We start from the raw sequence: 14,046 nt of genomic DNA on the forward strand, positions 1-14,046 counted from the left end.
GATCCAATGGGGGGACACAAGTTGCTGCGTGTGCTGAATCGTTTTCTCGATCATCTCGAGGAATGGCTGATCGCGACGATGATCGCGGCTGCGACGTCGCTCATCTTCGTCGCGGTGCTGCACCGTTACGGCGCCGGGCTGTCGATCGACATCGCCAAGTGGGCGGAAGCCCGCAACCTCGCCTTCCTCGCCGTGCCCGCGCGCGCGACGTTCGCCTGGCTCGCTGCGCTCGATTTGTCGTGGGCGCAGGAGCTCTGCATCTACATGTTCATCTGGATGGCGAAGTTCGGCGCCGCCTATGGCGTGCGGACCGGCATCCATGTCGGCGTCGACGTGCTGGTCAACATCCTGCCCGGCGGCTCGCGCCGCCGCATCATCACCTTCGGCCTGCTGTGCGGCGCGCTGTTCACCGCCATCGTCGGCTATTTCGGAGCCGCCTTCGTCACCCACATGTGGCACAGCGGCCAACAGTCCAACGACCTCGAAGCGCCGATGTGGTTCGTGTATCTCACCATCCCGCTCGGCTCCGCCCTGATGTGCTTCCGCTTCCTGCAGGTCGCCTGGTCGTTCTACCGCACCGGCGAGCTGCCGCATCACGATATGGCGGGCGTCGAGGGTGTCGAGGCGGATCCGGTGCATCCGGCGCCGGTCACGCCGACCCAGGTGGTCCGGGACGAGCGCAGCCCGCTCGGCTGGATCCTGATGCTGCTGCCGGTCCTGATCGTCGCGCTGTGCTTCGCGCATGCCGGCCACGTCATCACGCTGCCGCAGGGCCTGCGCGTCTTCATCGTGTTCGCGCTGCTGATCTCGCTGATGCTGACGGGCATGCCGATCTCGATCGCGCTGGGTCTGACCGTGCTCAGCTTCATGTTCACGCTGACTGACGTGCGAACCGAATCGGTGGCGCTGAAGCTGTTCACCGGCATCGAGAATTTCGAGATCATGGCGATCCCGTTCTTCATCCTGGCCGGCAACTTCCTGACCCATGGCGGCGTGGCGCGGCGGATGATCACCTTCGCGACCTCGCTGGTCGGCCATTGGTACGGCGGCCTTGCGCTGTCGGGCGTGGTCGCCTGCGCGCTGTTCGCCGCGATCTCAGGCTCCTCGCCGGCGACCGTGGTGGCGATCGGCTCGGTGATCCTGCCCGCGATGGTCGCGCAAGGCTTTCCCAAGCGGTTCGGCGCCGGCGTGATCACGACGTCGGGCTCGCTCGGCATTCTGATTCCGCCATCGATCCCGATGGTGCTCTACGCCGTCTCCACCAACAGCTCGGTGGGCAAGCTCTTCATCGCCGGCATCGTGCCGGGGCTTGCGCTCGCCACGCTGCTCGGCATGACGACGTTCTATCGCGCCTGGCGCAACGACTATCCGCGGATGCCGAAGGCGACCTTCATGGAGCGTCTCGATGCGTTCCGCAAGTCGATCTGGGGCATCCTCCTGATCGTGATCGTGATCGGCGGCATCTACAGCGGCCTGTTCACGCCGACTGAAGCGGCCGCCGTCAGCGCGGTCTACGCCTTCATCGTCGCGGTGTTCATCTACAAGGACCTGAAGCTGCGCGATGTGCCGCGCGTGCTGCTGTCGTCGGCCAACCTTTCGGCGATGCTGCTCTACATCATTACCAATGCCGTGCTGTTCTCGTTCCTGATGACCTACGAGAACGTGCCGCAGGCGCTGGCGCAATGGATGATCGACCAGGGCCTGGGCTGGATCGGCTTCCTGCTGCTTGTCAATCTGCTGCTGCTGCTCGCGGGCAACGTGATGGAGCCGTCATCGATCATCCTGATCATGGCGCCGATCCTGTTTCCGGTCGCGGTCAAGCTCGGCATCGACCCGATTCATTTCGGCATCCTGATGACGGTCAACATGGAGGTCGGCCTGTGCCATCCGCCCGTCGGCCTCAATCTCTACGTCGCCTCGGGCATCGCCAAGATGGGGATCACCGAGCTCACGGTCGCCGTGTGGCCGTGGCTGCTGACGATGCTGGGCTTCCTCGTGGTGGTGACCTATTGGCCCGGCCTGTCGCTGTGGCTGCCGCGGCTATTGGGGATGTAGCGGTGCGACAGGCATAGGAAGGATGTTCGAGATCGTCGAACCGAAGCGGGCGAGGGTCGGGTAGGAGGCCGTCGCCAAGTCCTCCGTCATTGCGAGCGCAGCGAAGCAATCCAGAGTCCCTCCGCGGAAAGATCCTGGATTGCTTCGCTGCGCTCGCAATGACGAATTGATAGGGCCGGGCGCTTACGCAAATCATGGCCGGTACTCGCCCGGCCATGAGATTTGCGCCTACGTTGCCTTCCTACTCCGCGCTGCTCACCAGCTTGATCCGCGGTGCCTGCGCCTCGGTCAGGCTGCGATAGGCGGCGAGGTAGTCCAGGGCCATGCGCCGCGCGGTGAAGCGCGTCTCGAACTGCTTGCGGATCGCGGTGCGGTCGAGTTGCGGAAGCCGGTTCACCACGCCCGCGGCGCTGATGACGTCCTCGACGATGAAGCCGGTGAGGCCCTCGTCGATGATCTCCGGCACCGAGCCGCGGTTGAAGGCGACGACCGGCGTTCCGCACGCCATGGCCTCGATCATGACGAGGCCGAACGGCTCCGGCCAGTCGATCGGCAGCAAGAGGCCGAGCGCGCTGCTGAGGAAATCCGATTTCTCGTGATCGCTGATCTCGCCGATGAAATCGACCAACGGATTGTTCTCGATCATCGGCCGGATCAGCTCGTCGTAATAATCCTGGTCGGCACGGTCGACCTTGGCCGCGATCTTGAGCGGAATGCCGCAATGGGTCGCGATCTTGATGGCGCGATCGACGCCCTTCTCGGGCGCGATGCGGCCGAGCACGGCGAGGTATTCCTGTTTCGCCGGCTTCGGCGTCAGCAGATTCTCCGGCAGGCCGTGGTGGATCGTCGTCACCCAGTTCGCCTGCGGCACCGGCCGCCGCTGTGCATTGGAGATCGAGATGACCGGCATCTTGGTGAAGGTATTGAAGACCGGCTGATGCTCGGGAAGATCGAGCCGGCCGTGCAAGGTCGTCACGAACGGGGTCGGCTGGCGGTGGAACAACGACCAGGGATAATAGTCGAGATGGAAGTGGAGGAAATCGAACTCCTCGTCGTCACATTTTTGCCGCACCCGCTCCAGCAGCACCATGTGCAGCGCGTTGGGATCGCGCACGGAACCGTCGAGCCGAAGCGCCCGCGGCCATAATGCATCGAGCTTGGCCGATGTCCGCGAGTCGCCGCTGGCGAAAAGCGTCACGTCATGGCCCAGGGCCACCAGCTCTTCCGTCAACCAATGCACCACCCGCTCGGTGCCGCCATACAGCTTGGGTGGAACAGCCTCCGTCAACGGAGCTACCTGCGCGATGCGCATCTCACCATCTCCTCTGCGATCATGAATGTTGAAACCCCCGCCTTTACGGCACCGGCAATGCCAGACGAGGGAACGTTCCCGCACCTGCGAAGTTCCTTCCCGCGAACGTTACATATTCGACACGTCGGGGAAGCGTCGCGATGCTGCCACTACATCTTCGCAGATCGTCCGCATCCGCATGTCGTGATGGGATTGCCCGGGAACCGAGGCGAAGCGGTCGATGTTCACTCGACCAGTAACGAAACGAAAAACCAGCATAACGGGGCGACAGCCATATGGATCAGCTTTCTGGGTACGCGCGTAGGCCATTTGCCTTTGTCCTGCGCTATCTCCGGCGTCGTCTCGCGTCGCATTTGGTGATCCTGGCCGCGGTCGTGGGGGCCGTTGCCTGCTCCGTAGGCACCCAGTATGGCGTGAAAGCCCTGGTCGACGCCTTGTCCGCCGGTCCCTCGTATGGCGGTGGCGTATGGCTGGCATTCATTCTGCTCATGTCACTCATTGCCGCCGACAACTTCCTGTGGCGGATCGCGAGCTGGACAGCGAGCTTCACCTTCGTCCGGGTCACGGGCGATTTACGGCGTGACATATTTCGTCATCTGACCGGCCACGCGCCGAGCTACTTCTCGGACCGGATGCCCGGCATGCTGACGAGCCGCATCACCGCGACCTCGAACGCGGTGTTCACCGTCGAGAACATGTTCGTCTGGAATGTGTTGCCGCCGTGCATTGCCACAATTGCGGCAATCATCCTGATTGGAACCGTCAGTCCCTATATGGCGCTCGGCCTGATCGCGATCGCGGGCGGCATGGTGGTTGCGATGTTTCGTCTCGCCGCGGCAGGCAAGCCGCTGCATGACGATTTCGCCGACAAGGCCGCGCTGGTCGACGGCGAGATGATCGACGTCATCAGCAACATGCCGCTGGTGCGCGCCTTTTGCGGCATCACCCACGAGCATGAGCGGTTCGACGCGACGGTGAACCAGGAGCTGACCGCGCGCAGCCGCAGCCTGCGTTATCTGGAGAAGCTGCGGCTGTTGCATGCCGTGATCACCGTGCTTCTGACCATTGCGCTGATGGCCTGGGCGATCTCGCTCTGGCAAAAGGGCCAGGCGACGACCGGCGACGTCGTGCTGGTCTGTACGCTCGGCATCTCGATCCTGAGCGCGACGCGCGATCTCGCGGTGGCGCTGGTCGACGTCACCCAGCACGTCGCGCGTCTGACCGAGGCGATCGCCACGCTACTGGTGCCGCACGAGCTCCGCGATCACCCCGAGGCCGAGCCCCTGGTGAAGAGCGGCGCGGCCATCGCGTACAACAACGTCACCTTCGGCTATCCCGGCAGCGACAAGATCTTCGAGCGCTTCAGCCTGCGCCTCCAGCCCGGACAGCGCGTCGGACTGGTCGGCCAGTCCGGCGGCGGCAAGTCGACGCTGTTCACGTTGCTGCAGCGCTTCTACGACGTCGACGAGGGCAACATCACCATCGACGGCCAGGACATCTCGAAGGTGACGCAGCTGAGCCTGCGCGAGGCGATTTCCGTCGTGCCGCAGGACATTTCCTTGTTCCATCGCTCCATTCGCGAGAACATCCGCTACGGCCGGCCGAACGCGACCGACGACGAGGTGCTGCGCGCGGCGATCGCGGCGCGCTGCGACTTCGTCGAGAGCCTGCCCGAGGGCCTCGACACCATGGTCGGCGACCGCGGCGTCAAGATGTCGGGCGGCCAGCGCCAGCGCATCGCCATCGCGCGCGCCTTTCTGAAGGACGCGCCGATCCTGCTGCTGGACGAGGCGACCGCCGCGCTCGACAGCGAATCCGAGGAGGCGATCCGCGAGGCGCTGTCGCGCCTGATGCGCGGCCGCACCGTGATCGCGATCGCCCATCGCCTCGCGACGCTGCGCAATTTCGATCGCGTCGTGGTGTTGAGGAATGGTAAGATCATCGAGGACGGCTCGCCCGAGCGCCTGATGCAGGGCCACGGGCCGTATCGTGAGCTGGTCACGCAGGAAATGAGCCGGCTCGCGCAAGCCGCCGCGTAGACCAACAGTCGCGTTCTCGAGTCGGTCGCGTTTCGAATCAAGCGCAGGGGAGCAGCTCATGTCGGCAGAAGCCGTAACCCAGTTCGTCTCCGTGACGCGGACCTCGGAACAGGTCGCGGAACAGCCTTTCTACATTCCGATGACCGGGCCCTCGGCCCGGCCGCGGCGCTCGCTCAAGCACGACGACACCTTCATCGTGCTCGACAGCCATGGCGACATCGGCGCGTCCGCCGGTGGGCCGGACGGGCTGTTCCATCATGACACGCGCTATCTTGCGCGGCTGGAGCTCGTGCTCGACGATCTCCAGCCGCTGCTGCTCGGCTCGAATCTGCGCGACGACAATTCGGCGTTGACCGTCGACCTCACCAATCCGGACATCTACCGGCAGGGCAGCCTCGTTCTGCAAAAGGACCTGCTGCACATCGTGCGCACGATCTTCCTGTGGCGCGGCACCGCCTATCAGCGCATCGGCGTGCAGAACCATGGCGAAGGGCGCACCAGCTTCAACTTGACGCTGCTGTTCGGCAACGACTTCGCCGATCTGTTCGAGGTCCGCGGCGAGCGGCGACCGCGCCGCGGCATCGGAACGAGCCGGCTGCTCGGACCGACCGACGTCCTGTTCGAATATCGCGGTCTGGACGACACCGAGCGGACCACCGGGCTGCATTTCGATCCGCGCCCGACGCGGCTCTCGGTCGATGCCGCGACCTGGGAGCTCGACCTGGAGCCGCACCAGGCCAAATCGCTGTTCGTCGCCGTGTCCTGCAACCGGCCGCTCGCGGAAAAGCCGGTGCGGTTCTTCCCGGGCCTGCTGGCGCACCGCCGCGAGATGCGGCACCAGACGGCTGGCGCGGCCAGCATCGAGACCTCCAACAACATCTTCAACGAGGTGCTGTGCCAGGCCATGGCCGACCTCAACATGTTGATGACCGAGACGCCACAGGGACGTTATCCCTATGCCGGCATTCCCTGGTACTCGACGACGTTTGGGCGCGACGGCCTCATCACCGCGCTGCAGATGCTCTGGGTCGATCCGCGCATTGCCAAGGGCGTCCTGCGCCGGCTCGCGCATTTCCAGGCCGCGGCGGTCGATCCGCTCGCGGACGCCGCGCCCGGCAAGATCCTGCACGAGATGCGCGGCGGCGAGATGGCCGCGCTCGGGGAAGTGCCGTTCGCGCATTATTACGGCAGCGTCGATTCGACCGCGCTGTTCGTGCTGCTCGCAGGCAGCTATTTCGAGCGCACCGGCGACAAGGCCACGTTGATCGAGCTGTGGCCCGCGATCGAGGCGGGGCTCGCCTGGATCGACGGTCCTGGTGATCCCGATCAGGACGGCTTCGTCGAATACCAGCGTGCCACCGAGAAGGGGCTGGCGAACCAGGGCTGGAAGGATTCCTATGACGCGATCTTCCATGCCGACGGCCGGCTTGCCGAGGGCAACATCGCGCTCGCGGAGGTCCAGGGCTACGTCTTTGCCGCCAAGCAGCTCGCCGCGCGTTGCGCGCTGCGGCTCGGCAAGCCGGACCGCGTTCGCAAGCTCGAGGCCGAAGCCAAGGCGCTCGCCGAGCGCTTCGAGCAGGCGTTCTGGTGCGAGGAGCTCGGCACCTATGCGCTTGCGCTGGACGGCAAGAAGCGGCCCTGCAAGGTCAGGACCTCGAATGCCGGGCAGGTCCTGTTCAGCGGTATGGTCCGCGAGGACCGCGCGCGTCTCGTCGCCGCCGATCTGATGCGGCCGCATTTCTTCTCGGGCTGGGGCATCCGCACCGTCGCGCAAGGCGAGGTGCGCTACAACCCGATGTCCTATCATGACGGATCGATCTGGCCGCACGACAACGCGCTGATCGCGCTGGGCCTGGCGCGCTACGGCCTCAAGCATTCGGTGGCGCATGTCTTCAAGGGTCTGTTCGATGCCGCGACCTACATGGACCTGCGCCGGTTGCCCGAATTGTTCTGCGGCTTCCGGCGCGAGAAGCGGCGCGGGCCGACGCTCTACCCGGTCGCCTGCGCACCGCAGGCCTGGGCCAGCGCCACGCCGTTCACGCTCCTGGAAGCGGCGCTCGGCCTCGAGTTCGACGTGGCGCGGGGCGAAATTCGCCTGCGCAACCCGCATCTGCCGGCGTTCCTCAACGAGGTGATCCTGCACGATCTGCGCCTCGGCGAATCCAGCGTCGATCTTCGCGTCAGCCGTCACGGCGACGACGTGGCGCTGGAAGTGTTGCGCACGCGCGGTCAGATCCAGGTCTCGATCGTGCTGGCGCGCTAGAGGCGCGAGGAGGAGTTCATGCGTGCGACCGGATGGTTGATCCTGAGCGTGGCGATCGTCGCGGGCTTGACGGTCGCCGGATCGCGCGCGGCCGAGGAGCCGCCCGCATCCCCGAGCGAAGCAAAGGCACCGGCAACGGTGCAACCGCCGGCTTCCACGGTGCCCGTCACGCCCAAGGACGCCGCGCCACCGCCATCGGTGACCATCATCGGCGCGAGCGAGGCCCACGGTGTTCTCGGCCGCGACGTTCGCAGCGCCGCCGGCGAGGACATGGGTCGCATCGTCGACGTCATCGTCGATCGCACCGGTCATGTCCGCGCTGCGGCGATCGATTTCGGCGGCTTCCTCGGAGTCGGCAGCCGCAAGATCGTCGTCGACTGGAACGCGCTGCGCTTCGGCAAGATCGCCAACAAGAAGGACAGCATCACGCTGGAATTGACCAAGGCGCAGGTCGCGGCCGCACCGGAATACAAGGAGGACACGCCGATCGTCGTGCTCGGCGCGTCCGGCAGCCTTCAGCCGCTGCAAGCGATCCAGTGAGGTGCAGGGAGGGCTGACCGCCCGTGTTGTTATCGAGGAAGCCGAACCATGCAGATCGCGGCGGCGTCGTCGAGCAGGACAACGTCGTGGAGCCGGCGGCTGCGGGCATTCCGGCCCCGTCGCGGCAGAGCCTCCGCGGCCTCGACTGGTTCATCTTCTTCCTCGCCGACGTGCAGACCGGATTCGGTCCCTTCATCGCGGTCTATCTGACGACGCAGAAATGGACCCAGGTCGAGATCGGGTTCGTGCTGTCGATCGGCGGCATCGTCGCCCTGATTGGCCAGATGCCGGGCGGCGCGATCATCGATGCCGCGAAATCGGAGCGCCTCGTCGCCGCCCTCGCGATCGCGACCATCGGCGCCTGCGCGCTGGCCTATGCGGCGATGCCGATCTTCGCCGTCGTGGTGACCGCCGCCACGCTGCATGCGATGGCGAGCTGCGTGCTCGGGCCGGCGATCGCCGCGATCAGCCTCGGCCTCGTCGGCCCGCTCGCGATCGGCGAGCGGCTCGGGCGCAACGCGCGCTTCGCCTCGCTCGGGAACGGCGTCGCGGCGGCGGTGATGGGCACCGCGGGCTACCTGTTATCGAGCCGCTCGGTCTTCCTGGTCACCTTCCTGCTCGTGATTCCAACCCTGATCGCTCTGTCGCGCATCCGCGAGAACGAGGTCGACATCAGGCGCTGTCACGGCGAGCTGCCGCCTGAAGCCGCCGAGCGCGGCGACCCCAATATCTGGCACCTGATCCGGCAGCGCCCTCTCATCGTGTTCGCGCTCAGCGTGCTGCTGCTGCAGCTGGCGAATGCCGCGATGATGCCGCTGATGGCGAGCGCGGTGACGGCGCGATCGAGCCAATGGGCGACCGTGCTCGTCGCCTTTTGCATCGTCGTTCCGCAAGCGATCGTGGCGCTGCTGTCGCCGACGGTCGGGCGCAAGGCGCAAGCGTGGGGCCGGCGGCCCTTGCTGCTGATCGGATTCGGTGCTCTGGCGATTCGCGGCCTGTTGTTTGCGACCGTTCGCGATCCGTATCTGTTGGTGCTGGTGCAGGTGTTCGACGGCATCACCGCGGCGGTCTTCGCGGTGATGATCCCGCTGATCGTCGCCGACGTGGCCTTCGGCAGCGGGCATTTCAATCTGGCGCAGGGGATCGTCGGCACCGCGACGGGCATCGGCGCGTCGCTGAGCACGGTGCTTGGCGGCTATGTCAGCGACAAGTTCGGCAATGCCACCGCATTCATCGGGCTGTCCGGCGTTGCGGCAGCGGGACTCCTGCTGATCCTGTTTGTGATGCCGGAGACGCGGCGCACGGGTCTGACCGCCACCAAAGAAATGGCCGGCTGAACGAATTCAGCCGGCCAAAGTCGGTGGGGAGGAAGATTGGGATCAGGCATCGAGATTGTGCAGGCGCTGGCGGTTGCGCAGCACGATCTGGCGGGCACCGGAGAAACCGAGGATGCCCTGAGCGTGAAGCTGCGACAGCGCGCGCGACACGGTCTCCAAGGTGAGGCCGAGATAGTCGCCGATGTCGCGGCGGCACATCGGCAGCGCCATCATGCCGGCGACGGCGAGGCGGCGGTCCATTTCGAGCAGGAAGGTCGCGACGCGCTCCATCGCAGTCTTGCGGCCCAGCAGCAGCATGTGGTCCTCGGCATGGCGCAGCTCGCCGGCGGTCATGGCCCAGAGCTTGCGGGCGACCTGCACGTCGGTGCCGGCGGCCTTTTCCAGGCTTGCGCGCTTCACGAGGCGAACGGTGGTGTCGATGATGGCTTCAGCGGCGAGGCGGTGAGTGGGACCGGATTCGAGGCCGAACACGTCGCCGGGAAGATGGAAGGCGCCGATCTGGCGGCGGCCGTCGGAGAGAAGCTTGTAGCTGCGCACCGCGCCGGTAACGACCTGATAGACATATTCGGCCGCCTCGTCCTCGCCATAGATCTCCTCGTCCTTGCTGTAGGAGAACTCGGTGGCGACCAGGCCGACATGGCCCGCGATGGCGCCGAACTGGTCGGTAACGGGGTGGGCAGGAGCAATCTTGCCACCGACTTGGGTGTTGATCGCCTGGGTGTTGAGCGTCTGGGTCAGCATCTGCGCCATCTCCGTTGTGATGGAGCACTGCTACGATGAAACACGCAATCCGGAAATTTCGCGCGTTATCTTAGGGATGTTTACTTACGTAGAGTCCCGTAGGTCACGCCCCGGGGCGGTCCTGGATGGCGTGGCGGATGCATTTGACCAGGTTTTCGTCGAGAAGCGGCTTCAAAACCACGTCCTTGATGCCCGCTGTCGCGGCCCTGGCCGAGATGTTCTCGTCGGGGTAGCCGGTGATCAGGATCACCGGCGCGTCGCGGTGCGATTTGCGCAGCCGGCCGGTCAGGTCGATGCCGTTGATGTCGGGCATCTTGTAGTCGATGACGTAGCAGTCCGGCCCGGGCGCGGCGCCGAGATTGAGCAGCGCCGTGCCGCTCCTGAAGGTCCGCACGGAAAAGCCGTCGGTCTCCAGCAGGAACCGCAGGGATCCGAGGACTGCGGCATCATCGTCGACCACAAAGATGGTGGGTTGTGGGGAGGACGACGGCCGCGCAAGATGTGGGCTGACATCAACCATGCTGTCTGGTTAGCACGGCGCCGTGAAGCCACCTTGACCTGCCTCAATCCTCGAGCATGCCTGCGCGCATCGCCAAGCGAACCAGTTCCGAAAGGCTGCTCGCCTGCATCTTGGTCATGACGTTGGCCCGGTAGACCTCGATGGTCCGCGGGCTGATGTCGTATTCGCGGGCGATCAGCTTGTTGGAGAGGCCCGCGACCAGCCCCTCCATGACCTGGCGCTCCCGCGGGCTCAAGGATGCGACGCGGGCGGCGATGTCTTGTGCGAGCGCCTCGTTCCTGGCGGCGGGCTCGGCCTGGCGGAGCGCCGACTCGATCATGGCGGTGAGCCGGTCATCGTCGAACGGCTTCTCCAGGAAGTCGACGGCCCCGAGCTTCATCGCCTCGACTGCCAGCGGCACGTCGCCATGACCGGTCATGATCAGGATCGGGAACGGGCTTTGCTGCGCCTTCATCCGCTTCAAGAGCTCGATGCCGTCAAGGCCGGGCATGCGCACGTCGGAGATGACGCAGCCGAAACCGAGGCCGGGCAGGGCTTCGAGAAAGGCGAGCGCGTCGTCGAACAAAGTGACGGCGAAGCCGGCGGAATCCAGCAGGAAGTTCAGCGAGTCCCGCATCGCCGCGTCGTCGTCGATGACGTAAACATGTCCCTTGGTCGTCATGGATCAGCTCTCGTCGGTTGCCGGCAGGGTGAAGCGGAACGTCGCTCCGCCCGCTGCGTTGCTCTCGGCCCACATGCGGCCGCCATGGGCCTCGATGATCGAGCGGCTGATGGAGAGTCCCACGCCCATGCCGGTGTCCTTGGTGGTGAAGAAGGTCTGGAACAGGTTTGGAATGATGTCTTCCCGGAAGCCGATGCCGGTGTCGGAGACCTCCACCTCGATCATGCCGTCGGTGACACGGATGTTGGCGACAACGAGCTCGCGCCGCTGCGACTGCGCCATCGCTTCGAGCGCGTTGCGGAACAGGTTGACCAGCACCTGCTGAATCTGCACCCGGTCGGCGAGAACGAGGTCGGCGTCCGGATCGAGGCTGAAGCGGAGCTGCACGTTCTGCTCGCGCGCGCCGGCGAGCCCGAGCGCGCCGGCTTCCTCGATCAGCTTGGACAGGCTCTCGACCCGCTTCTCGGACTCGCCGCGGGAGACGAAGTCGCGCAGGCGGCGGATGATCTGGCCGGCGCGCTGTGCCTGCTCCGCCGCCCGGTCCAGCGCGCTTTCGACCTTCGGCATGTTGGGATCGGTGCTGCCGGCGAGGAGGCGCCGCGATCCCTTCATGTAATTGCTGATCGCCGCCAGCGGCTGGTTGAGCTCGTGGGCGAGCGCGGAAGCCATCTCGCCCATCGCGGTCAGCCGCGACACGTGCACGAGCTCGGATTGCAGCTCCTGGAGCCGCGCCTGGGTCTGCTGGTGCTCGGTGAGGTCGCGCACGAAGCCGGTGAAATAGGGCTCGCCCGCGCGTTGCGTCTTCCCGACGGACAGGTGCATCGGGAACGTCGTGCCGTCGCGGCGTTTGCCGGTCACGATGCGGCCGATGCCGATGATGTGCGCATCATTGGTCCTGAGATAGCGCGCGAGATAGCTGTCGTGACGCGACTGATCGGGTTCCGGCATGAGAATGCTCACGTTTCGGCCGATCGCTTCCTGCCTGCTGTAGCCGAACAGCCGCTCCGCGGCGCTGCTGAAGAGCTGCATGATGCCGCGTGAATCGATGACGATCATGGCATCGGGCACGGTTTCGAGAATCGAGCGAAGATGATTCTCTTGGGATCGCAGGGCTTCCTCGAGCTGCTTCTCCTCGTTGATGTCGAGGAATATCCCGCTGAGGTGACGCGGCGTGCCCGCATCGTCGCGGATCACGCCGGCCCTGGCCCGGATCCATTGACCCTTCCCGGATGCGCCCCCGATCTTGAAGGACAGGTCGAGACCCCCGCCGCCTTCCGACGTGCGCTCGATCGCCTTCAGGAGGTGGTCCCGATCGCCCGGCTGCAAGAGCGACAGAAAGAGATCGTAGCTCACCTCCTGGTCCGGCTGCAGGCCAAACAGCCGCCTGGCCATGTCCGACCATTCGAGTTCGCGGGTCTGCAGGTCGAGGTCCCAGGTGCCGACGCCGAATCCCTCGATGCGGACTCGGAAATGCTCGCCCCGACCATCGTCTGCCTGATGGGTTACGCGGGTCGGCGCCAAGCTCTGCTCCTCTTCTCGGCGGGTCGGCAGGACGCCTTTACCGCTCCGGGAATGTCGCCCAAGGCTTGGCCTGAGGCAAGCGCGGACGTTGAATCCGCTGGCGAATTCCCCATTGCCGGGAGAGCGGGCCACCAGAGGCGTCGGATTTGATCTATCTCAGCCTGTTGCGTGGCAACAGGTCTAGGATTCGAAAGAAATTCTGTAATGCTGGAGATCCCCGATGACATACGCGACCGTCATGGTCAGCCTGGCGCTCGATCAGCCCAACGAAGCGCGTCTTCAGGTCGCTGGCGAGCTCGCCGAACGATTCGAGGCCGCCATCGTCGGGGTCGCTGCGGCGCAGTTCGCCCCGCCGCTCTATTTCACCGACGGCGCAGAAGCGCAAGCGCTGATCGACGAGGGCGAAGCTTCGATCAGGCGGCGGCTGGCCGGGCTCGAAGCGCAATTCCGGGCGGCCATGAAAAATCGCGGTGGGCATGCGGAGTGGCGCAGCGCGATGGATTATCCGGCCCGCTTCGTCACGGCGCAGGCGCGTTGCGCCGACATCGTCGTTAGTGGTGGGCAGAGCCCGGCCTTCTCCGATGCTTTCTCGCTGGCGAGCCCCAAGGACCTGGTGATGCAGGCCGGCCGCCCGTTGCTCGTCGTTCCCGACCGGGCCAACTGGCTCGACCTGCGCAGCGTGCTGGTGGCGTGGAAGGACACGCCGGAAGCGCGGCGGGCGGTGGCGGGCGCGCTGCCGATGCTGCACAAGGCGAAGGACGTCACCATCGTGGAAATCCCGGAGCGGGGCGACGACCGTTCGGCCGTGATGGCCGGTGTCAGCGACGTTGCCGCCTGGCTCGGCCGCCACGGCATCACCGCGACTGCGCGGGTCCTCGAGGCCGCAGGAAACGAAACCGCTGCCGCGCGGTTGGAGAAAGTCGCCGGCGACACCGGCGCGGGCCTGATCGTCGCGGGCGCCTATGGTCATTCGAGATTTCGCGAACTGATCCTCGGAGGCGTCACCCAATATCTGGTGACGCAAACCGTCCGCAGCGTGCTGCTGTCGCACTGACCA

11 protein-coding genes and 1 pseudogene are annotated in these 14,046 nt (G+C 65.6%); 7 read left to right on the top strand and 5 right to left on the bottom strand.

Annotated elements, in window-relative coordinates; genetic code table 11:
• Positions 1 to 78 precede the first annotated feature (78 nt).
• Together ACVWYQ_RS35860 and ACVWYQ_RS35865 are read left to right on the top strand one after the other, a co-directional pair.
• A pseudogene (locus tag ACVWYQ_RS35860) lies at positions 79 to 555 on the top strand (TRAP transporter small permease); the annotation flags it as partial.
• A gap of 219 nt (positions 556 to 774) precedes the next feature.
• Complete coding sequence (locus tag ACVWYQ_RS35865; RefSeq protein WP_246732131.1) at positions 775 to 2,055, top strand: TRAP transporter large permease; 1,281 nt, start codon at positions 775 to 777, stop codon at positions 2,053 to 2,055.
• A 241-nt stretch (positions 2,056 to 2,296) separates the two neighbouring features.
• Here ACVWYQ_RS35865 and ACVWYQ_RS35870 read toward each other — a convergent pair whose 3' ends face one another.
• Positions 2,297 to 3,367: a glycosyltransferase family 4 protein gene (locus tag ACVWYQ_RS35870; RefSeq protein ID WP_271545576.1), complete on the bottom strand. Its 1,071-nt coding sequence runs from the start codon at positions 3,365 to 3,367 to the stop codon at positions 2,297 to 2,299.
• A 275-nt stretch (positions 3,368 to 3,642) separates the two neighbouring features.
• Between ACVWYQ_RS35870 and ACVWYQ_RS35875 the strand changes: the two genes are divergently transcribed.
• The 4 genes from ACVWYQ_RS35875 to ACVWYQ_RS35890 are packed head-to-tail and all read left to right on the top strand — an operon-like array spanning position 3,643 to position 9,546.
• A complete protein-coding gene (locus ACVWYQ_RS35875; RefSeq protein ID WP_157280949.1) occupies positions 3,643 to 5,406 on the top strand; it encodes an ABC transporter ATP-binding protein in 1,764 nt (587 codons plus the stop codon).
• Between the two features lie 58 nt (positions 5,407 to 5,464).
• The gene (locus tag ACVWYQ_RS35880; protein ID WP_271545574.1) at positions 5,465 to 7,669 is read left to right on the top strand and encodes an amylo-alpha-1,6-glucosidase; all 2,205 of its coding nucleotides are present in this window, start codon (positions 5,465 to 5,467) and stop codon (positions 7,667 to 7,669) included.
• Between the two features lie 18 nt (positions 7,670 to 7,687).
• Positions 7,688 to 8,209: a PRC-barrel domain-containing protein gene (locus ACVWYQ_RS35885; protein ID WP_271545572.1), complete on the top strand. Its 522-nt coding sequence runs from the start codon at positions 7,688 to 7,690 to the stop codon at positions 8,207 to 8,209.
• Positions 8,210 to 8,232: 23 nt separating this feature from the next.
• Positions 8,233 to 9,546, top strand: a complete 1,314-nt coding sequence (locus ACVWYQ_RS35890) for an MFS transporter (protein WP_275496725.1) — start codon at positions 8,233 to 8,235, stop codon at positions 9,544 to 9,546.
• Positions 9,547 to 9,588: 42 nt separating this feature from the next.
• On the opposite strand, the gene ACVWYQ_RS35895 is transcribed toward ACVWYQ_RS35890, so the two are convergent.
• The 4 genes from ACVWYQ_RS35895 to fixL all read right to left on the bottom strand — a co-directional run bounded on the left by ACVWYQ_RS35895 (position 9,589) and on the right by fixL (position 12,989).
• Positions 9,589 to 10,287, bottom strand: a complete 699-nt coding sequence (locus tag ACVWYQ_RS35895; protein ID WP_198399623.1) for a helix-turn-helix domain-containing protein — start codon at positions 10,285 to 10,287, stop codon at positions 9,589 to 9,591.
• A gap of 103 nt (positions 10,288 to 10,390) precedes the next feature.
• Complete coding sequence (locus tag ACVWYQ_RS35900; protein ID WP_271545567.1) at positions 10,391 to 10,807, bottom strand: response regulator transcription factor; 417 nt, start codon at positions 10,805 to 10,807, stop codon at positions 10,391 to 10,393.
• Positions 10,808 to 10,850: 43 nt separating this feature from the next.
• On the bottom strand, positions 10,851 to 11,468 hold the full coding sequence (gene fixJ, locus ACVWYQ_RS35905; RefSeq protein ID WP_157280953.1) for a response regulator FixJ: 618 nt from the start codon (positions 11,466 to 11,468) through the stop codon (positions 10,851 to 10,853).
• 3 nt (positions 11,469 to 11,471) lie between these two features.
• Entirely contained in the window at positions 11,472 to 12,989 is a 1,518-nt protein-coding gene (gene fixL, locus ACVWYQ_RS35910) for a sensor protein FixL (protein WP_404542794.1), read from the bottom strand.
• Between the two features lie 220 nt (positions 12,990 to 13,209).
• Here fixL and ACVWYQ_RS35915 point away from each other — a divergent pair, with 220 nt between their 5' ends.
• Positions 13,210 to 14,043: a universal stress protein gene (locus ACVWYQ_RS35915; RefSeq protein WP_456727038.1), complete on the top strand. Its 834-nt coding sequence runs from the start codon at positions 13,210 to 13,212 to the stop codon at positions 14,041 to 14,043.
• Positions 14,044 to 14,046 lie beyond the last annotated feature (3 nt).

The organism is Bradyrhizobium sp. USDA 3397, assembly GCF_054060965.1.